Source organism: Microbacterium sp. zg.B48 (assembly GCF_024623505.1).
Lineage (GTDB): Bacteria > Actinomycetota > Actinomycetes > Actinomycetales > Microbacteriaceae > Microbacterium.
The window spans coordinates 202,889-221,544 of the sequence record NZ_JANJFE010000010.1 but is presented as its reverse complement, the minus strand read 5'-3'; the positions used below and the strand labels follow the sequence as shown (position 1 = coordinate 221,544).

General features: G+C 70.0%; 18 protein-coding genes and 1 tRNA gene. 10 read left to right on the top strand and 9 right to left on the bottom strand.

Annotated elements, in window-relative coordinates; genetic code table 11:
• Positions 1-120: 120 nt before the first annotated feature.
• Together NQ152_RS08345 and NQ152_RS08340 are read left to right on the top strand one after the other, a co-directional pair.
• A tRNA-Leu gene (locus NQ152_RS08345) sits at positions 121-202 on the top strand.
• A 75-nt stretch (positions 203-277) separates the two neighbouring features.
• Positions 278-1,048, top strand: a complete 771-nt coding sequence (locus tag NQ152_RS08340; RefSeq protein WP_257501943.1) for a DedA family protein — start codon at positions 278-280, stop codon at positions 1,046-1,048.
• A gap of 24 nt (positions 1,049-1,072) precedes the next feature.
• Here NQ152_RS08340 and NQ152_RS08335 read toward each other — a convergent pair whose 3' ends face one another.
• Positions 1,073-2,068 carry a Ku protein gene (locus NQ152_RS08335; RefSeq protein ID WP_257523643.1) on the bottom strand — a complete coding sequence of 332 codons (996 nt, stop codon included), beginning with the start codon at positions 2,066-2,068 and terminating at the stop codon, positions 1,073-1,075.
• A 227-nt stretch (positions 2,069-2,295) separates the two neighbouring features.
• Between NQ152_RS08335 and NQ152_RS08330 the strand changes: the two genes are divergently transcribed.
• On the top strand, positions 2,296-2,427 hold the full coding sequence (locus NQ152_RS08330; RefSeq protein ID WP_257523642.1) for a hypothetical protein: 132 nt from the start codon (positions 2,296-2,298) through the stop codon (positions 2,425-2,427).
• 15 nt (positions 2,428-2,442) lie between these two features.
• On the top strand, positions 2,443-4,998 hold the full coding sequence (locus NQ152_RS08325) for an ATP-dependent DNA ligase (RefSeq protein WP_257523641.1): 2,556 nt from the start codon (positions 2,443-2,445) through the stop codon (positions 4,996-4,998).
• Between the two features lie 206 nt (positions 4,999-5,204).
• Here the strand turns inward: NQ152_RS08325 and NQ152_RS08320 are convergent, their stop codons facing one another.
• The 4 genes from NQ152_RS08320 to murI form a co-directional block, all read right to left on the bottom strand.
• Complete coding sequence (locus NQ152_RS08320; protein WP_257501880.1) at positions 5,205-6,113, bottom strand: cation diffusion facilitator family transporter; 909 nt, start codon at positions 6,111-6,113, stop codon at positions 5,205-5,207.
• A 167-nt stretch (positions 6,114-6,280) separates the two neighbouring features.
• Complete coding sequence (gene rdgB, locus NQ152_RS08315; protein ID WP_257501879.1) at positions 6,281-6,898, bottom strand: RdgB/HAM1 family non-canonical purine NTP pyrophosphatase; 618 nt, start codon at positions 6,896-6,898, stop codon at positions 6,281-6,283.
• A gap of 11 nt (positions 6,899-6,909) precedes the next feature.
• Positions 6,910-7,653: a ribonuclease PH gene (rph, locus tag NQ152_RS08310; RefSeq protein ID WP_257523640.1), complete on the bottom strand. Its 744-nt coding sequence runs from the start codon at positions 7,651-7,653 to the stop codon at positions 6,910-6,912.
• Between the two features lie 91 nt (positions 7,654-7,744).
• Positions 7,745-8,569, bottom strand: coding sequence for a glutamate racemase (gene murI, locus NQ152_RS08305; RefSeq protein ID WP_257501877.1), 825 nt, complete (start codon positions 8,567-8,569; stop codon positions 7,745-7,747).
• Between the two features lie 115 nt (positions 8,570-8,684).
• Between murI and NQ152_RS08300 the strand changes: the two genes are divergently transcribed.
• Positions 8,685-10,025: a nicotinate phosphoribosyltransferase gene (locus tag NQ152_RS08300; RefSeq protein WP_257523639.1), complete on the top strand. Its 1,341-nt coding sequence runs from the start codon at positions 8,685-8,687 to the stop codon at positions 10,023-10,025.
• A 30-nt stretch (positions 10,026-10,055) separates the two neighbouring features.
• Here the strand turns inward: NQ152_RS08300 and NQ152_RS08295 are convergent, their stop codons facing one another.
• From NQ152_RS08295 to NQ152_RS17070, 3 genes are all read right to left on the bottom strand, one after another.
• A complete protein-coding gene (locus tag NQ152_RS08295; RefSeq protein WP_257501875.1) occupies positions 10,056-10,322 on the bottom strand; it encodes a DUF3039 domain-containing protein in 267 nt (88 codons plus the stop codon).
• A 74-nt stretch (positions 10,323-10,396) separates the two neighbouring features.
• The gene (locus NQ152_RS08290) at positions 10,397-11,968 is read right to left on the bottom strand and encodes a hypothetical protein (RefSeq protein WP_257523638.1); all 1,572 of its coding nucleotides are present in this window, start codon (positions 11,966-11,968) and stop codon (positions 10,397-10,399) included.
• A complete protein-coding gene (locus NQ152_RS17070; RefSeq protein WP_308209126.1) occupies positions 11,944-13,605 on the bottom strand; it encodes an ABC transporter ATP-binding protein in 1,662 nt (553 codons plus the stop codon). The genes NQ152_RS08290 and NQ152_RS17070 overlap by 25 nt, the downstream gene beginning before the upstream one ends.
• 198 nt (positions 13,606-13,803) lie before the next feature.
• On the opposite strand from NQ152_RS17070, the gene NQ152_RS08280 reads away from it, so the two are divergent.
• The 4 genes from NQ152_RS08280 (at position 13,804) to NQ152_RS08265 (ending at position 16,219) form a co-directional block, all read left to right on the top strand.
• Entirely contained in the window at positions 13,804-14,496 is a 693-nt protein-coding gene (locus tag NQ152_RS08280; RefSeq protein ID WP_257501873.1) for a phosphocholine cytidylyltransferase family protein, read from the top strand.
• A 59-nt stretch (positions 14,497-14,555) separates the two neighbouring features.
• Positions 14,556-15,527 carry a hypothetical protein gene (locus NQ152_RS08275; RefSeq protein WP_257501872.1) on the top strand — a complete coding sequence of 324 codons (972 nt, stop codon included), beginning with the start codon at positions 14,556-14,558 and terminating at the stop codon, positions 15,525-15,527.
• Positions 15,528-15,636: 109 nt separating this feature from the next.
• On the top strand, positions 15,637-15,936 hold the full coding sequence (locus NQ152_RS08270) for a hypothetical protein (RefSeq protein ID WP_257523637.1): 300 nt from the start codon (positions 15,637-15,639) through the stop codon (positions 15,934-15,936).
• Positions 15,937-15,976: 40 nt separating this feature from the next.
• Positions 15,977-16,219, top strand: a complete 243-nt coding sequence (locus NQ152_RS08265; RefSeq protein WP_257523636.1) for a hypothetical protein — start codon at positions 15,977-15,979, stop codon at positions 16,217-16,219.
• A 15-nt stretch (positions 16,220-16,234) separates the two neighbouring features.
• On the opposite strand, the gene NQ152_RS08260 is transcribed toward NQ152_RS08265, so the two are convergent.
• The gene (locus tag NQ152_RS08260; protein ID WP_257523635.1) at positions 16,235-17,515 is read right to left on the bottom strand and encodes a CDP-glycerol glycerophosphotransferase family protein; all 1,281 of its coding nucleotides are present in this window, start codon (positions 17,513-17,515) and stop codon (positions 16,235-16,237) included.
• Between the two features lie 110 nt (positions 17,516-17,625).
• On the opposite strand from NQ152_RS08260, the gene NQ152_RS08255 reads away from it, so the two are divergent.
• Complete coding sequence (locus NQ152_RS08255; protein ID WP_306815793.1) at positions 17,626-18,648, top strand: glycosyltransferase family 2 protein; 1,023 nt, start codon at positions 17,626-17,628, stop codon at positions 18,646-18,648.
• Positions 18,649-18,656 lie beyond the last annotated feature (8 nt).

Genomic DNA, 18,656 nt, shown 5'->3' with positions numbered 1-18,656 from the left:
GAGCGGGACAGCAGTGTGCGACAGGCGAGCGGCTGTGCCGGGTTGCCGGCCGCCGGGCCGCCCGGTCGGGGGCCGGCCCCCCAGCGGCCCCAGAGCCTCGCAGATAGACTGATCGCACCCGCGGGAGTGGTGAAACTGGCAGACACGCAGGATTTAGGTTCCTGTGCCTCCGGGCGTGTGGGTTCAAGTCCCACCTTCCGCACGCGCATTCGCGCGCGATCCACCCTCCGTGGCCATCGCAGCTGACCGCCGACCGAAACGACCGACGGGAACCGTCTTGCACCCCACCGCCCTCATCCCCTGGCTCGACCCTGAAACGATCATCGCGGCGGCCGGCCCCTGGGCACTTCTGGTGGTGTGCTTCATCGTCTTCGCCGAGACCGGGCTGCTCGTCGGCTTCCTCCTCCCCGGTGACACGCTCCTGGTGATCGCGGGTCTGCTGACGAACACGAGCAACATCTTCGGACTCAACATCTGGGCGGTCTCCCTCCTGATCGCACTGGCCGCGTTCGTCGGCGGCGAGGTCGGCTACCTCATCGGCCACAAGGGCGGGCCGGCGGTGTTCGAACGCAAGGAATCCGGAGTCTTCAGCGTCAAGAACGTGGAGCGGACGAACGCGTTCTTCGAGCGGTTCGGCGGGCTGACGATCATCCTGGCCAGGTTCGTGCCGATCGTTCGCACCTTCGCCCCGGTCGCGGCCGGTGTCGGCCACATGCCGTGGCGCCGGTACACGCTCTACAACTTCATCGGCGCCATGCTGTGGGGCTTCGGGCTGACGATGCTGGGCTACCTGATCGCGTTCATCCCGTGGGTGCGCGACCTGGTCACCGAGTACATCGACATCATCCTGCTCATCGCCGTCGGCGGCACGGCGCTGGTGACCCTGTGGCACTACTTCAGCGAGCGCCGCAAGGCGAAGAAGCTCGCAGCCGCGGGCGCCGACATCATCACCGACCCCGAAGAGGCACGCGAACTGGTCCTGGACCCCGAGGTCTTCGAACGCGGCCCGGAGCACCCGAACGCCGAGGACGGGTCCCCCAAGCCGTAGCCGTTCGCTGCCTTCCGGCGCTGTTCAGGAGGCCTTGGCCGCCTTCTTCGCCGGCGTCTTCTTGGCCGCGGTCTTGGCCGTCGAACTCTTGGCAGCCGAAGTCTTCGCGGTGCTCTTGGCCGGCGCCTTCTTCGTCGTGCCCTTCTTCGCGGATGCCGTGTCCGAAGCCTTCGCGGCGCCCTTGGCCCCGGCATCCTTCCCGCCGGAATCCTTTCCGCCGCCGCCCGAGCGCGCCGCGCGGCTGCGCTCGACGCTGGCCCGCAGCGCCTCCATGAGGTCGATGACCTCGCCGCCCTTGGCCTCTTCCTCCTGTTCGCCGAACGTCTCGGACGTGTCCAGCGCATCGCCCTGCTCGAGCTTCGCCTCGATCAGGGTGCGCAGCTCGTCCTGGTACTCGTCGGAGAACTCGGCGGGATCGAAGTCCGCCGCGAAGCTCTCCACGAGGGATGCCGACATCTCCAGTTCCTTCGCCGAGATCCGCACCGGCTCATCCAGCGCTGGGAACGCGGCCTCGCGCACCTCGTCCGCCCACAGCAGCGTCTGCAGCACGAGCACGTCCCCGCGGACGCGCAGCGCCGCCAGCCGCGTCTTCTGGCGCAGCGAGAACCGTACGATCGCCGTGCGATCGGTCTGCTCGAGGGTCTTGCGCAGGAGGACGTATGCCTTGGGCGAGGCGGAGTCCGGCTCGAGGTAGTACGCACGATCCAAGGTCAGCAGATCGACCTGCTCGGTCGGCACGAACTCGACCACGTCGATCTCTCGGCTGCGCTCGGCCGGCAGCGAGTCGAGGTCTTCTTTGGTCAGGACCACGGTGCGCTCGCCGTCGTCGTACGCCTTGTCGATGTCCGAGTACGGCACCACTTCGCCGTCGATCTCGCAGATCCGCTGATAGCGGATGCGGCCCCCGTCTTTGTTGTGCACCTGATGCAGCGCCACGTCATGGTCCTCGGTCGCGGAGTACACCTTGACCGGGACATTCACGAGTCCGAACGTCAATGCACCCTTCCAGATCGCTCTCATCGCACCAGTACACACCTGCCACACCCGTCCCGGCTAGTCGGGCTTGTGCGCTTGCGCTCGCCGGGGATCTGTGCGCGGGGCTCGCCACGGCCGGCCGCGCGGTCGTAAAGTCGGCTCGTGTCGCCTCCCCCAGCACTGGCCAGGCGCCTCGGGACGGGCGATGCGGTCTTCATCGGTCGGAGCGGTGGTGATCGCGACGGTGGCTCTGGCGGATCTGCGCGGCGCTGGTGGCGACCTTGCCGGTCGCGGCCGTGGTGACCTTGCCGGTCGCGGCCGTGGCGACCGGCGCCGCCGCCGTGCTGGTCGGCGTGATCTATCGGGTCCTCCGCGTGCGAATCCTGCGGACGCACCCGCGTTGACGGCAGGATGAAGGCATGGGGGATGCCGCGGCGAAGAGCCGACCGCAGACGCGCGGTGCGAACGACCAGCTCGTGAGCATCGGCGGCCGCCGCCTGCGCATCACGAACCTCGACAAGGTGCTCTACCCCGAGACCGGGACGACCAAGGGCGAGGTGATCGACTACTACACCCGGATCGGCCCGACGATGATCCCGCACGTGATCGGCCGCCCGGTCACCCGCAAACGCTGGCCGGACGGCGTGGGCACCGAGGATCATCCCGGGCAGGCGTTCTTCGCCAAGGACCTGGAGCCGGGCGCGCCGGAGTGGGTGCGCCGTCTGCCGATCCCCCATTCCGGCGGGCCGAAGGACTATCCGCTGGTCAGCGACGTGCCCACCCTGGTCTACCTCGCCCAGGTGGCCAGCCTGGAGCTGCACGTCCCGCAGTGGCGGTTCACTCCGGACGGAGACCGGGGGGATGCCGATCGCCTCGTCCTGGACCTCGACCCCGGCCCCGGTGTCGGACTGGCGGAGTGCGCGGAGGTCGCCCGGTGGGCGCGGGAGATCCTCGGCCACATGGGGCTGGAGCCGCTGCCGGTGACCAGCGGCAGTAAAGGGATCCAGCTGTACTCGGCGCTGCCGCCCGGGCAGAGCAGCGAATCCGCGTCCGCGATCGCGCACGAGCTGGCACGCGCGATCGAGGCGGATCATCCGGATCTGGTCGTCAGCAGCATGAAGAAGGCGATCCGCGGCGGCCGGGTGCTGATCGATTGGAGCCAGAACAACGGCGCGAAGACCACGATCGCCCCGTATTCGCTGCGCGGCCGGGCGTGGCCGAACGTGGCCGCCCCGCGCACGTGGGACGAGCTGGACGATCCCGATCTCGCCCAGCTTTCGTTCGAGGAGGTGCTCGAGCGTGTGGAGCGGATCGGCGACCCGCTGTCCGAACTGGGCTATCACGCCGGCGGGCGCACCGTGGACGAGGGGCCGCTGAGCACGTACATCGCCAAGCGGACCGCGGGCAAGACCCCTGAGCCGGTGCCGTCCAGTCCCGCCGCGGAATCGAGCCCACCCGGTGACCTGCCGGTCTTCGTCATCCAGGAGCACCACGCGACGGCGCTGCACTGGGACTTCCGCTTGGAGCGGGACGGGGTGCTGGTCAGCTGGGCGGTCCCGCGCGGGGTGCCGCACTCGTACAAGCGCAACAACCTCGCCATCATGACCGAGGACCATCCCATGGACTACGCGTCCTTCGAGGGCACCATCCCCGCCGGTGAATACGGCGGCGGGAGTGTCACCATCTGGGACGACGGCAGGTACGAGCTGGAGAAGTGGCGCGACGACGAGATCATCGCGACTCTGCAGGGGCGCCCCGGGGGCCCCCTCGGGCGCGTCCGCCTCGCGCTGATCCGCACCGAGGGCGCAGGCGAGAAATCCAGCTGGCTCCTGCACCGGATGAAGACCGATGCCGACGGGCACCTTCAGCCCGACGGCGTGCCCGTCGAGGCTTCGGCACAGGCGGACGAACCACGGATGCCGCGGCGCCCGGCCACGCGAAGCTCAGCGTCTGCGCAGCCGGACCAGGCCGGCGACGTGCCGCTGGCCTGGCCCCCGGACCCGGAGTCCCTGCGCCCCATGCTGTCGACCGGCGCGACCGCGGAGCGCGCGACCCTCGCGGCGCGTCGGTGGGGCGACCCGGCCTGGGCCGAGGCGAAGTGGGACGGCATCCGGGCCGTCGGAGTGTGGGACGGCAGCCGGCTGACGCTATTTGCCCGCAGCGGCAACGACATCACGATGAAGTACCCCGAGGTCACCGGTGCGGACGTGGGTCTGGGCGCCGAGCCGGCGATCGTCGACGGTGAGATCGTGGCGATCGACGAACGGGGGCGACCGAGCTTTCCGCTGCTGCAGACGCGGATGAATCTGCAGCGCGCCGGCGACGTCGCGCGGGAGGCGAAGCGGACACCGGTGCAGTACTACCTCTTCGACGTGCTCGGCGCCCACGGCCTGGATGTCACGCCGCGGCCGCTGCGGGAGCGTCGACGGATCCTCGAAGAGCTCGCCGGAGGCGCGTCCGCCCCGCTGGTCGTTCCTCCGGTCTTCGATGACGTGGAGATCGCCCTGGCGACCAGCCGTCGGCTGGACCTGGAGGGCGTGGTGGTCAAGGACCCCGCGTCCACGTACCGGCGCGGCATCCGGAGCGAGTCGTGGCTGAAGGTGAAGCTGACCCGCACGCAGGAGGTCGTGCTGGCCGGCATCCGCCCGGGGCAGGGGGGACGCGCGCACACCTTCGGGTCGCTGCTGCTGGGCATCCCCGGGGCGGACGGACTGCAGTATGCGGGACGCGTGGGCACCGGGTTCAGCGACGCGACGCTGCGCTCGCTGATGCGCACGTTCGCGCCGCTGCACACCGACGAGAACCCGCTAGTCGGGGTGCCGGGGCCGGAGGCCCGCGGTGTCCAATGGCTGCGGCCGGAACTGGTCGGCGAGGTCGAGTTCGGCGAGTTCACGCCGGGAGGCATCCTGCGCCACTCCCGGTGGCGCGGCCTTCGGCCGGACAAGTCCCCCGCGGACGTGGTGCGCGAGTCCTAGTCCCCGCGGCTGTCGTCCCGCGCCACTCGCGTCGCCCCGCTCCCCTGTCACAACACGCCGAGCGCCGCCGCAGAACCCGACAGGCGAACGGGCCGGTCCACCAGCCCTCCCCGCTCCCCTGTCACAACACGCCGAGCGCCGACGCAGAACGCGACAGGCGAACGGGCCGGTGCGGCCGGTGTGGCCGGCCCCGGACGCCGGGGGTGTCAGGCGTGCGCGTCGTGCTCGACGTGGCCGGCGGGCTCCAGCTGGAACGTCGAGTGCTCGACGTCGAAATGCTCGTCCAAGCAGGACTGCAGTCGCTGCAGGATCGCGCCCGCGCGGCCGTCCGCGAGCGCCTCGTCGTCCACGACGACGTGCGCCGTGAACACCGGCGCGCCCCTGGTGAGCTGCCACACATGCACGTCGTGGCAGTCCACCACTCCGGGCGTGGCGAGGATGTGGTCGCGGATCTCCGTGACGTGCATCCCCTTCGGAGTGGACTCGCTCAGTACCGACACCACCTCACGCAGGAGCGACACGGCGCGCGGGATGATCATCGCGGCGATGAACAGCGACGCGATCGCATCGGCTTGGATCCACCCGGTCGTGACGATGAGGATGGCCGCGACGATCACCGCCGCGGATCCGATCAGATCGCCCATCACCTCCAGATAGGCTCCGCGCACGTTGATGCTCGTCCGCTGCGCGGCGCTGAGCAGCCACATCGCCACCGCGTTCGCGACCAGGCCGACGATAGCCACGACGAGCATCAGCCCGCCGGCGACCGCCACGTCGCTCGGGTTCATCAGCCGCTGGACGCCCTCGACGGCTACCCACACCGACAGGACGATGAGGATCACCCCGTTCGCGAGCGCCCCGAACACCTCGGCGCGCTGGAATCCGAAGGTCCGGCGGTCCGTCGCCGGACGCGCCGCCACGATGCTCGCGATGAGCGCGATCACCAGCGCCGCAGCATCCGTGAACATGTGCGCCGCATCCGCCAGCAGCGCCAGCGATCCCGACAGCGCCGCGCCGACGATCTGCACCACCATCACCACGGCGGTGATGGCCAGTGAGATCCCCAGCAGCCGGCGGTTGCCGGTGCCGCGGATGCCGGGAGCGTGGTCGTGCATACCCTCAGGCTACGACCGCCGGGCGGTCACCCGAGCGATTCCGGGCTAGTCGGGAATGAGTCCGGTTCTCGATAGCGACGGACCGGCGCCGCGGCCGGCCCGGTGCCTGCGCAGGTCTCGCCGTGACCGGGCGCAGAGCGGGTGCAGACCGGGCTAGACCGGTCTCCTCAGAGAGACGACAGCAGCGGTGCGAGCTCGCGGAATGCGCGTGCGCGATGGGATGCCGCGTTCTTCTCCTCTGCGCTCCAATCCGCGACCGTGCGTTCGGTCCCTTCGGGCTGCCCGTCGGGAATGAAGATCGGGTCGTACCCGAAGCCGCCCTCGCCGGACGCCGACTCTGCCAGCCGCCCGGGCCACCGTCCCTCGACGACGTGCACAGCGGCGCCGCCGTCCCCCGGGATCACGAGTGCGATGGTCGAGACGAAGGTGGCCGTGCGATGCGGGTCGCGGATGTCGGAGAGCTGGTCCAGCAGCAGGCTCACGTTGGCCGCAGCATCCTTCGCATGCCCTGCCCAGTAGGCCGAGAAGACCCCCGGAGCCCCGCCCAGGACCTCGACGCAGATGCCGGAGTCGTCCGCCACCGCGGGCAGTCCGGTGTGAGCGGCGGCTGCGCGGGCTTTGATCAGCGCGTTCTCGGCGAAGGTCACACCGTCCTCGACCGGCTCGGGTCCGTCGTATCCGATCACGTCGAGGTCCGGGCGGGTCGCGGCGACGATCGCACGGAACTCCTCGACCTTGTGCGCGTTGTGCGTGGCCAGCACGATCGCCCTGCGTGCGGCATCCATGTCCGAGGTCCCTACTCCGCGGCAGCTGCCAGCGCGGCGACCTGCAGGTCACGGAGGTCCGCGCAGCCGGCCAGGCCGAGCTCGAGGAGCGCGTCGAGTTCGCGCTTGTCGAACGGGGCGCCCTCGGCGGTCCCCTGCACCTCGACGAACAGCCCGCGGCCGGTCACCACCAGGTTCATGTCGGTCTCAGCGCGGACATCCTCCACGTAGGCCAGGTCCAGCATCGGCTCGCCATCGATGATCCCGACGGACACCCCCGAGACCGAGTCGATGAGCGGGGTCGCCTTCTGGGCGATGAACTTCTTCGCCCGGCCCCACTCGATCGCGTCGGCCAGGGCGACATAGGCGCCGGTGATCGCGGCCGTGCGGGTTCCGCCGTCGGCCTGCAGCACGTCGCAGTCGATGACGATCGTGTTCTCGCCGAGGGCCTTGGTGTCCACCACCGCGCGCAGAGCGCGGCCGATGAGCCGCGAGATCTCGTGAGTGCGTCCGCCGATGCGGCCCTTCACGCTCTCCCGGTCGTTGCGACTGTTCGTGGCGCGGGGCAGCATCGCGTACTCGGCCGTGACCCATCCCTTGCCCTTGCCGGTGAGCCAGCGCGGCACGCCGTTGGTGAACGACGCGGTGCACAGCACCTTCGTCTCGCCGAACGAGATGAGCGCCGAACCTTCGGCGTGGCTGCTCCAGCCGCGCTCGATCGTGATGGGGCGCAGCTGGTCGACGCTGCGGCCGTCGGCGCGGATGATGTCGGTCATGAGTCTCTCTTCTTCTGTTGGTGTCCCACTCTCACACCGCTGACACGGCGTGTCGGCTGCACGATCGGGACACGGATCGGGGCAAGGCGCCTCAGCGCCCCGCGGGCAGGTCGATGGCACCGGTGTGGACCAGCTGCACTTCGCTGATCTCGCGGCCCATCAGGCGGTGGGCGAGACTGAGGAATTCGTCGGCGGAGTCGCCGGTGGCCTCGTACACGTGGCGGGAGGCGGCATTCGCACCGGAGAGCAGGTCCCGGCTCACGAGCTGGCGGTAGACGTCCTTCGCGGTCTCAGTGTCGCTGGAGACCAGGGACACGTCCGGTCCCATGACGTAGCTGATGGCGCCCTCCAGAAAGGGGTAGTGCGTGCACCCGAGGACGAGCGTGTCGACGCCGGCGTGCCGCAGCGGCGCCAGGTACTCCTCAGCCACCGCGAGCACCTCGGGCGAGTCGGTGATGCCCGCCTCAACGAACTCCACGAAGCGAGGGCACGCCTCCGCGAAGACGGTGAGGCGCTCGTTGACTTCGAGCATGTCCTGATAGGCGCCCGAACTGATGGTGCCGGCGGTGCCGATGACGCCGATGCGGCCGTTGCGGGTCGTGGACATCGCGGTGCGGACAGCGGGGCCGATGACCTCGACCACCGGTACGTCGTAGCGCTCGCGCGCGTCGCGGAGCATCGCTGCGGACGCGGTGTTGCAGGCGATCACGAGCATCTTCACGCCCTGTTCGACCAGCGTGTCGAGGATCTCCAGCGAATAGCGTCGCACGTCGGCGATCGGCTTCGGCCCGTATGGCGAGCGGGCGGTGTCTCCGATGTACAGCAGCGACTCGCGTGGCAGCTGGGCGGAGATCGCCCGCGCCACGGTGAGTCCGCCGACCCCGGAGTCGAAGATGCCGATCGGCGCGTCGTTCACGAGAGCCCAGCCTACCCGCGCTGCAGTCGGCGCGACCTCGTCCGCGCGGTCGCGATCGCCCAGAACGCCGCGGAACCGGCGAATGCGCCGGTTCCGGTCTCAGTAGGCTGAGCGCATGAGCGCGCCCTTCCCGCGGAGCACTGCCCTGCACACCGACCGGTACGAGTTGACGATGCTCGACGCGGCACTCCGCGACGGCACCGCGCAGCGACGCTGCGTCTTCGAGCTGTTCGGCAGGCGCCTGTCTGCGGGACGGCGGTTCGGTGTCGTGGCCGGCACCGGTCGCCTGCTCTCGCTGATCCAGGATTTTCGCTTCGGCGACGACGAGCTGCGATTCCTCCGCGACGAACGGGTGGTGGATGCCGCGACGCTCGAATTCCTCGCCGGCTTCCGCTTCCGCGGTTCGATCACGGGCTACCGGGAAGGCGAGCTGTACTTCCCCGGCTCCCCCATCCTCACCATCGAGGGCACGTTCGCCGAGGCGGTCGTGCTGGAGACGCTCGCACTGAGCGTGCTGAACCACGACTCTGCCATCGCGACCGCCGCCGCGCGGATGAGCATCGCCGCCGGGGAGCGTCCTCTGTCGGAGATGGGCTCCCGTCGCGCCGGCGAGGAATCCGCGATCGCCGCGGCTCGCGCCGCGTACATCACCGGGTTCGGCGCAACCAGCAACCTGGAGGCCGGCCGGCGCTGGGGCATCCCGACGATGGGCACCGCCGCACATGCCTGGACGCTCCTGCACGACAGCGAGGAGGACGCCTTCCGCTCTCAGATCGAGGCTCTCGGCGTGGACACCACCCTGCTGATCGACACCTACGACATCCGGCAGGGCGTGGCGGCCGCCGTGCGGGTCGCCGGCACCGGCCTCGGCGGCGTGCGGATCGACTCGGGTGACCTTCCCACCGTCGCCGCTCAGGTCCGGGCGCATCTCGATCAGCTCGGGGCCACAGCCACGAAGATCACCGTCACCAGCGACCTGGACGAATTCGCGATCGCCGCGCTGGCGGCATCCCCGGTCGACTCGTACGGAGTGGGCACCTCCGTGGTCACCGGCTCGGGCACGCCGACCGCCGGCATGGTCTACAAGCTCGTCGCCCGGCAGGCATCCGACGGGTCGTGGGTCGCGGTGGCGAAGTCCTCGGCCGACAAGAGCTCGATGGGCGGCCGCAAGGCGGCGTTCCGCGCACTGCAGGACGGTGTCGCGACCGCCGAGGTCGTGGCGGTCTCGGACGGGTTCGAGCAGGTCGACACGGCGGCCGACCACCCCGGAGCGCGGCCGCTGCAGGTTCAGCTCATGGTGGAGGGGGAACCGGATGCCGCGTACCAGGGCCACCCCGGCGTCGAAGCCGCGCGTGCGCATCACGTCCGCGCACGGCACGAGCTTCCGATGCGGGGGCTCGCGCTGAGCCGGTCGGATCCGGCGATCCGGACCGTCTTCGTCGACGCCGGCTCGTGAGCTGCCCCGCGGGGGGAACAGGACCGGCGATCAGCCGACGAGCGACTCGTAGATCTCCTTGCACGTCGGGCACACCGGGAACTTCTCCGGATCACGTCCGGGCGTCCACTTCTTGCCGCACAGCGCGCGGACCGGCTTGCCCGTGATCGCCGATTCGAGGATCTTCTCCTTCTTCACATAATGCGAGAAGCGCTCGTGATCGCCGGGTTCCAGGTTCTCTTCCCGGATGAGCTCTTCGAGTTCTCGATCTAGGGTCGCGGTGCCACCCTGATCCGGGGTGTCGAGGGGGGTGCTCATGGTCAGTCAGTGTATCGCGCTGACAGAACGCGAGGGGCCGGGCGAGGCGCCGGCCGTCCCGGCGGGGGGTGTTCTCACACGGATTCCGCGAACTCCATGAGCCGGCCGCCGCGCTGCCGGAAGACAGCGGATCCGATCGCGATGCCGACGATCAGCACGACCGCTCCGATCGCCAGGCCGCCCCACAACGCGAGCGTCGCCGCCTCCGGGTCGCCGTTCAGCGCCAGCCATGCCCACCACAGCGCCGGGGCGCTGAGTACGACTCCGCCCAGCATGACCACCGCCTGCGCGATGGCGCCGCCCGCGCCCACCCGCTGGGGTTGCTGGAACGGGCTCTCTCCGGGCCGTGAGACCGCGTACGGCGCGGCGACCGAGGAGATGCTCGACAGTCCCAGGCCGGTCAGGAACAGAGCGGCACAGACGCCGGCCATCGCCGGCAGCAGAGCCCAGCGACCGTTCAGGGCGACGGCGATCGGGACGCCGATCGCCAGCAGGGGGATGCCGATCAGCAGCACGGGGACCAGCCGCCCCACCCGATCGGATACTCCGCGGATGCCGCTCGCGATGTGCATCCAGATCGCCGTGGAGTCGTAGGCGACGTCATTGTGCGGGAACCAGCCGAGGAACAGCGCGATGATGGGGACCGGTACCAGCGCCACGATCTGCGGAGGGACACCCGCGATCAGCAGCGGGACCGTGGTCAGGACCGCCGCGACCGGGATGACGGCGATGTTCACGACGTAGCGGAGGTCGCGCAGCCAATAGATCAGGCTTCGCGCGGCGATCGCTCCGCCGGCGGTTCGGGGAGCGACGGCGAACCAGCCCAGCCCGCCGCGCACGTGCACACTCACCGGCCGGTCCGTGGTGGAAAGCAGTCGTCTGACAAGCAGGAACCAGATCAAGCCGAGGGTGAGAAGGGTGCCCGCAGCGATGAGCACGATCGCGCCGGCCGCGCCGGTCTGCTGCTGTGCGAGCGCCCCGGGCAGGGCCCACGCCGCTCCCAGCGGTGTCAGCGCCAGGATCGAGACGGCCTCCGCCAGCTGCGGCGGGACCTGGCCGCGCCACTCGAGCGAGCCCAGGAACACGGCCACCGGCACGGCGACCACCAGGACGACGAGGGCGAACACTCCGGCCAGTTCACGTGAACGCCGCCCGCGTGAGAACAGGGCCGTCAGCGCCATGCACACCCGCGCGAGCAGCACGCACGTGGCAACACCCAGCACGACGCCGAGGCCCGCGGCCCACCCGGGAACGCCGCGCTCGGCCCACACGACGGCCGCGCACACCCCCACGGCCACCAGGACGAGCGTGGGCACGCTGAGGAACCCGGCGACGCCGAGGACAGCCGCCAGCCTGCCGGCGGGCAGGCCGAGGACCACGAACCGGCGAGGATCCAGCGGATCCGTCGCCCCGGCGATCAGGGGGGCCAGCGCGAACCCGAGTGTGACGGCGGACCCGCCGAGTACCGTGACGGCGAGCAGCTCCTCGGTGCGCGCATCCCGCAGCGTGAGAATCGCCCAGCACACGGTCACCGCGGACATCGCCAGCAGCAGCAGTCCCAGCAGCACCCGGGTCACGTGCGCGGAGTCGCCGCGCAGGGCACCCAGCAGAAGAGCGATCCTCAGTCGGAGAACGTGTGCAGCCACTCCAGGCCCTCCACGTCGCTCAGACCGCCCGCGAGCTCGATGAAGCGCTGTTCGAGCGTGAGCTCGCCGCGCACCTCGTCCACGGTCCCCTCGGCCAGCACCTGGCCGGCGACGATGACCGCCAGTCGGCCGCAGACTCGCTCGACCAGCTCCATCCCATGGCTGGAGAGGATGACCGTTCCGCCGTGTGCGACGTAAGCGGAGAGGATGTCGAGGATGATCGCGCTGGAGACCGGATCCACCGACTCGAACGGCTCATCCAGGACCAGGACCCGCGGAGAGTGGATCAGGGCGCCCGCGAGCATCACCTTCTTGACCATTCCCGCCGAATAGTCCGAGACGGCACGACCGAGGGCGCCGGACAGGTCGAAGGCACGCGCCAGGTCGGCTGTTCTGCTCTCGACGACGGCTGACGGCAGTCCGCGCAGCAGCCCGTAGTAATGCAGCAGCTGCCGCCCGGTGAGACGGTCGAACGTGCGCAGCCGATCGGGCAGCACCCCCATCTGCCGCTTCGCGCCGATCGGGTCGGATGCCGCGTCGATTCCGTTCACGAGGATGCTCCCGCGGTCAGCGCGCAGCAGTCCGGCGATCATCGACAGCGTGGTGGTCTTGCCGGCGCCGTTCGGTCCGACCAGCCCGTAGAAGATTCCGGCGGGAACGGTCAGATCGATGCCGTCCACGGCACGGGTATCGCCGAAGCTCTTGGTGATCCCCTTGACCACCAGCGCAGCGGTGCCCGCATCCACGGCTGCCGTCACCGGCGCGTCCGGCGCGGCGATGGTCGGCGGGCGGACGTGTGCCCGGTCCAGGGCCACGACGATCGTCGCGTCGGCATCCGCGGGCGGCACCTCGGCAGGCAGCCCGGACGGCTCATCCGTACCCGGCCCACCGGGTCCGGCCGGCGGAGCCACCGCGGGCTCGGCCGTCGCCTCGGCCAGGGACTCGGTCGTCGTGTCGGCCAGGGACTCGGTCGTCGTGTCGGCCAGGGACTCGGTCGTCGTGTCGGCCAGGGACTCGGTCGTCTCCGCCGGCGCAGCCACCGCAGCCGCAATCGCCTCAGCCACGGGCTCGGGCTCGGGCTCGGTCGTTGTTTCGGGCGGCACAGCCACCGCAGGCTCGGCCGTCTGAGCCACGGGCTCGGGCGTCGTTCCGGGCGGCACGGCGACTGCTGGCTCGGCGACCGCCTCCGCGGGCTCGGCCGTCTCGGCAACGGACTCCGGCGCCCCGGCACGCTCCGGCGCTTCGAGCTCAGCCTCATCCGGTGTGGTCGGGGGCGGGAGCGGAGGACGCGGCGGGACGATGAAATCCGGCGGCGGCGGCAGATCCGGCGGCAGCGGCAGATCCGGCGGCGGCGGCAGATCCGGCGGCAGCGGCAGATCCGGCGGCAGCAACAGATCCTGCGGCAGCGGCGGCGGCGGTCCCGGGGCGGGAGTCGGTTTCCTGCGCGGTGCCTTCTTGGCCGTGGTCCTACCCGATGGTCGTTTCGGGGTGGGCCGGGGTTGGGCCTGCGCCGCCGCGACATCGGCGGGCACGTCGGGTTTGGGCGGAAGCTTTCTGACCTGGCCGCGCGCGCCACCGGGTTCGCCATCCGAGAGGTTCGGATGGGCGTCTTGCGGCAGAGGCAGCGGGGCTGTCACCGATACAACCTACCAAGCGGTCCCGACGCGGCGGCAACGCGTGCCCCTGACCGGGCGAGCGTCTTTTTGTCACAAGTCTGCAACGGCGAGGGCCCTTCATGCCGGTTCCCAGGTGTCATCGCTACCATGAATTTTGGCACAAGGGAGTGTCGCGTCGGTGAACCGACAGTGAAGACACTCATCCCCAGGAGCAGACTTTTGACCCTTCAGACCGTGATTCTCGCAGCCGGAATGGGCTCGCGGCTAGGCCGCAGCCTGCCCAAACCCCTGACCGAGCTCAGCGACGGACGCAGCATCATGCAGCAGCAGCATGAGAACATCCGCGCCGCCTTCGGCACCGACGCGCGCATCACCACCGTCGTGGGATACAAGGCGGAGGCGATCGTGGAGGCCTTCCCCCGCGTCGACTACGTCTACAACGACCGTTACGACCAGACCAACACCTCCAAGAGCCTGCTGCGCGCCCTCACCAAGAGCGGCAAGGGCGGCGTGCTCTGGATGAACGGCGACGTCGTCTTCGATCCTCGGGTGCTGGGGCGGGCGATCGAGCTGATCGAGCGCGATCAGTCCTTCGTCGCGGTCAACACCTCGAAGGTCAGTGACGAAGAGGTCAAGTACACCGTCACCGCCGAAGGTTTCATCAACGAGCTGTCCAAGACCGTCCAGGGCGGCATCGGCGAGGCCGTCGGGATCAACTACATCTCCAGCACCGACAAGCAGGCATTCATCCGCCAGCTGTCCCGCGTGGACGACCAGGATTACTTCGAGCGTGGCCTCGAACTGGCGATCGTCGAGGACCGCGTCCTGCTGGAGCCGATGGACATCTCTGATCTGTACGCCGTCGAGGTCGACTTCGCCGAAGATCTGGAACGCGCCAACCTCTTCGTCTGAGCCCGCTCTGCTTGTCAAGCCCAGGCTTCGCTCGGTGGTGCACGCGTAAGATCGGCCCGATGGCCGAAAAGGTGCACCGAATCCACTCCCTCCCGGAAGACGCTCCGTGGACGGGAGGACTTCCGCCCGCCGGTTCGGACGAGCATCCGTTGATCGTCCGCATGCTGGACCGCGTGCTGGCGATCCAGCGACCGGTTGTCGTGGCGCACCTGCGCAGCATCCGCCTGCGTCATCCCCAGGCCACGACCAGCGAGATCGTCCGCATTCTGGAACGTCGCTATCTCGCCGCCGTGACCACGGGAGGCGCGGCCGTCGGCGCCACGGCCGTCGTGCCCGGGATCGGCACCGGCGTGACGCTCGCGCTGAGCGGAGTCGAAACCGTCGGGTTCCTCGAAGCGACGACCCTGTTCGCGCAATCGGTGGCCGAGGTGCACGGGATCCCCGTAGCGGACCCCGACCGCGCGCGAGCGCTCGTCCTGGCCCTCATGCTGGGCAAGGAGGGCGTGGATCTGGTCGCGCAGCTGGCCGGTCAGGTCACGGGCAAAGGCCCCGGCCGCGACCGCTACTGGGGCGAGCTGGTCACCAAGACCCTTCCGCGGGCCGCGGTCGGTCCCCTCGTCGACCGTCTGAAGACCGCTTTCGTGCGCTCCTTCGCCGCGCGCGGCGGCGCATCCTTCCTGGGAAAGGCGTTGCCGTTCGGCATCGGCGCGGCGGTCGGCGGCGCCGGCAATCACATCCTCGGCCGGCGAGTGCTGATCGGGTCGCGCCGCGCGTTCGGACTGCCGCCGGTCGAGCTTCCGGTCGACCTGGAGCCCGGACCGGACACGCTGCGGCTGGAGCACGCCGCTACTCGCGGCATCCGTCGCGCCGGGGGAGCGATCGCTGAGGGGGTGACCCGCGGCGTCTCGGCGGTGGGCAGCGCCGGACGCAAAGTCGGTGGTGCGGTCACCCCACGCCGGCGGAAGGCGATCGAGGAACACGGTGCCGCGGCATCCGACCGTTCGATCGACGACGGTCACGCCGAGGGCTGAGACCCACCGCTCCTCCCCAGCGCCGGGTGATCTCCGTCCGCGCACATCAGCGGTCTGATCGGGCAGAATCGACGGCCCGTCGTCGGACGCCGCTTCTAGCGTTCCCGACATGCTGAGAGTCGTCGATCCCGAAGAGTTCCCGTCTGCATACCCTGTGCCGTGGCACGTCGACCACGTCTATGACACGCATCCCCTGATCACGAACGCCGGCAACACTCCCCTGGATTTCGTCCGGGTCTTCGTGGACAGCAGCGCGTTCGCGCCCGAGACCGAGCTCTGGGGGCAGATGCTTCCCGGCGAGACGATCGAGCTGTGCCTGTGCGATCACGACCCGGACGATGTGGTCGTGACGCTGAGCTGGTTCCGCCCGGAAACGGGAATCGAGTACGTGTGGCGATTCCTCGTCTGACACCACGACCCGCGCACGCAGACGCGCGCACAATGGAGGCATGGGTCTGTTCACGCCGCGTCCCGAAGAGCCCGCCGAGTGGGCCGGGCTTCCCTCTGAGCCGCTCGAGCCGGTCCAGGCAGTCGACTCGCTGGACCCCGCGACCGGGTACACCGATCCGCTGCGCGTGCTGGGGCCGGCAGTGCAGTCCATCGTCATCCCGGTGGTCGTCCCCGTGGCGGAGCCGGGGCCGCCGGCCGCCGACACCGCTGAGCGGGAAGCCCCCGAACCGACGCCGGAGTGAGCGCCCGCCTGAAGATCAGTCGTCCAGGTCCGCCTCGTCCGACTCGGACTCGTCGTCTTCGTCCTGGTCGGCAGCTCCCCGCGCGTGCCACGTCTCCCAGGCAGCCATCAGCTGCCCCACCGCTGCGTGGAACCGCTGCGTCGCCGCTCCGGGGCGGGTGTCGCCGAAGTAGAAGGTCACCCACTGCTCCAACCGCGCGACGGCATCGGCGTCCTCCAGAACGCGGTCCGTTTCCGCGACGATGGCAGCGGCATCCGACGCCGCGAGCCATTCACAGGCCGACAGGTAGCCGTGCATGTCGATGACGGCCTCCGGGTCGACCGGCCGAGTGACCATCAGCGGCCGGTCTGCGGCGAGTCGGTCGTAGACCATCGCCGAGATGTCGACGATGGCGACGTCGGCCGCGGCCAGCTGCCAGCCGAGGTCGGGACCGTCGTCGAAGACGTGGTTCGCGATGCTGTCCGCGGCGTTGGCTGACTCGAGCGCGGCGATGATGCGGCGGTTCGCCGCGCCGTACTCAGGGTTGACGACGCCGGAGCGCGGATGGGGGCGATAGATGACGCGGTGGCGGCCGGTGGCGAGCAGCGCGGTGATCAGCGTCTCGCCGTGCGTGAGGATCGAGCCGTAGTGCGCGGACGGACGGTCGCCCTCCCAGGTGGGGGCGTACAGGACCACGACGCGCTCATCCGGTGTGTACGGCAGCAGACCGGAGTAGTGGTCCGCCTGCGGGCGCCCGATCTGGATGGTCCGCCGGTCCAGGTCGTAGTCCCACAGCACCCGGCCGAGCCGCTCCCGAGCGGCCTCCCCCGCGATGAATGCGTAGTCATACGCCTTGTACTGGTTCGTGGTCATGTACATCTTGTCGGACTCGCCGTGGTTGATGAACACGTGCCAGCGCCGCCCGTACCGGAACATCTGAAAGTTTCGCGTGTTCTGGTTGACGTAGAGCACAACGCGGATGTCCTGATCCGAGATGAAGTTCTCCACATCGCGGACCGTGGGAACGAAGGCGACCGGAAGCGCACCGTCGGCCAGGAGCGCGCGAGCGCCGGTCGCAACGCGGCTCATCACGACCACCGGCCACGTCTTGCTCAGCTCCGCGAGCGGCTTGTACCACTGCCGCAGCTGGTACATGTTGACCGCACCGTCCGCGAAGTACACCGCGACGCGATAGCGATTCGGCACGTGCGGCGGCATCCGCTCGATCGCCTGCCGGACCTCACGGACGGCGCCGCGGCTGACGACCGCCTTGCGCAGCAGAGCTGCCGCCTTCTTCGCATCCGTCACAAGACCCACGCCCTCAGGATACCGGCGGGGCCGCGTGGCATGATCGACGGGTGCATGTCGACCAACCCGGACGCAAGGATGCGCCGGTCGTCGCCGAAGGCGCCGGAGTGAGCTTCGTCATGCCGGTGCTGAACGAGAGGGTCTACCTGCGCCGCGCCGTCGAGACCGTGCTCGCGCAGGACGTCGGTGGTCCCACCGAGCTGATCCTGGCGCTTGCCCCTTCGACGGACGGCACCACCGAGCTGGCCCGGGAACTCGCCGCCGATGAACGCATCGTGCTGGTCGACAACCCCGATGCCGACATCCCGATCGGACTGAACCGCGCCATTCGCGCCGCCCGGTATCCGACGATCGTGCGGGTCGACGCGCACTCCGAACTGGAGCCGGGGTACACCACGCGCGCCCTGGAGACTCTCGACCGCGTCGGCGCGGCCAATGTCGGCGGCGTGATGAAGGCAGACGGCCGGACGCCATTCCAGCGCGCCGTCGCGCGCGCATACAACTCCCCGATCGGCCTCGGTGGCGGGGCGTACCACGGCGGCACCTCCGAGGGCGAGGCCGAGTCCGCCTATCTCGGCGTCATGCGCCGGGACGTGCTGGACGAGGTCGGGCTCTTCGACGAGAGCATTCGGCGAGGCGAGGACTGGGAGCTGAACCTGCGCATCCGCCGCGCCGGTTACCGGGTGTGGTTCGATCCCGCGCTCTCGGTCACCTACTGGCCCCGCGAAAGCTGGACCCGACTCGTGCGGCAGTTCTCCGCGACGGGGCGGTGGCGGGGAGAGCTCGTCCGCCGCTACGGCCGCGGCAACTCGCTGCGGTTCTTCGCCCCGCCGGCTCTCGTCATCGCGCTGGTACTCAGTGTGGTCGTCGGGCTCCTGCAGCTCACCGGCGTGGTCACCGGATGGTGGGCCGTTGCCGCGTCGGCCGTCTACCTGCCGGTGCTGGCGTATGCACTGCTGGTCCTCGCCATGGCGCTCGGTCGCGGCGGCGGCTCCGGCTGGCGCGACAAGCTGTGGACCCTGGCCGTGCTGCCCAGCATGCATCTCGCGTGGGGCACGGGATTCCTCGTCGGCGTCGTGCGGGGTGCGCACGACACCGTCGATACGTCGCGACTGGGCGACCGCAACACCCCGCTGCCCTGACCTGTCGA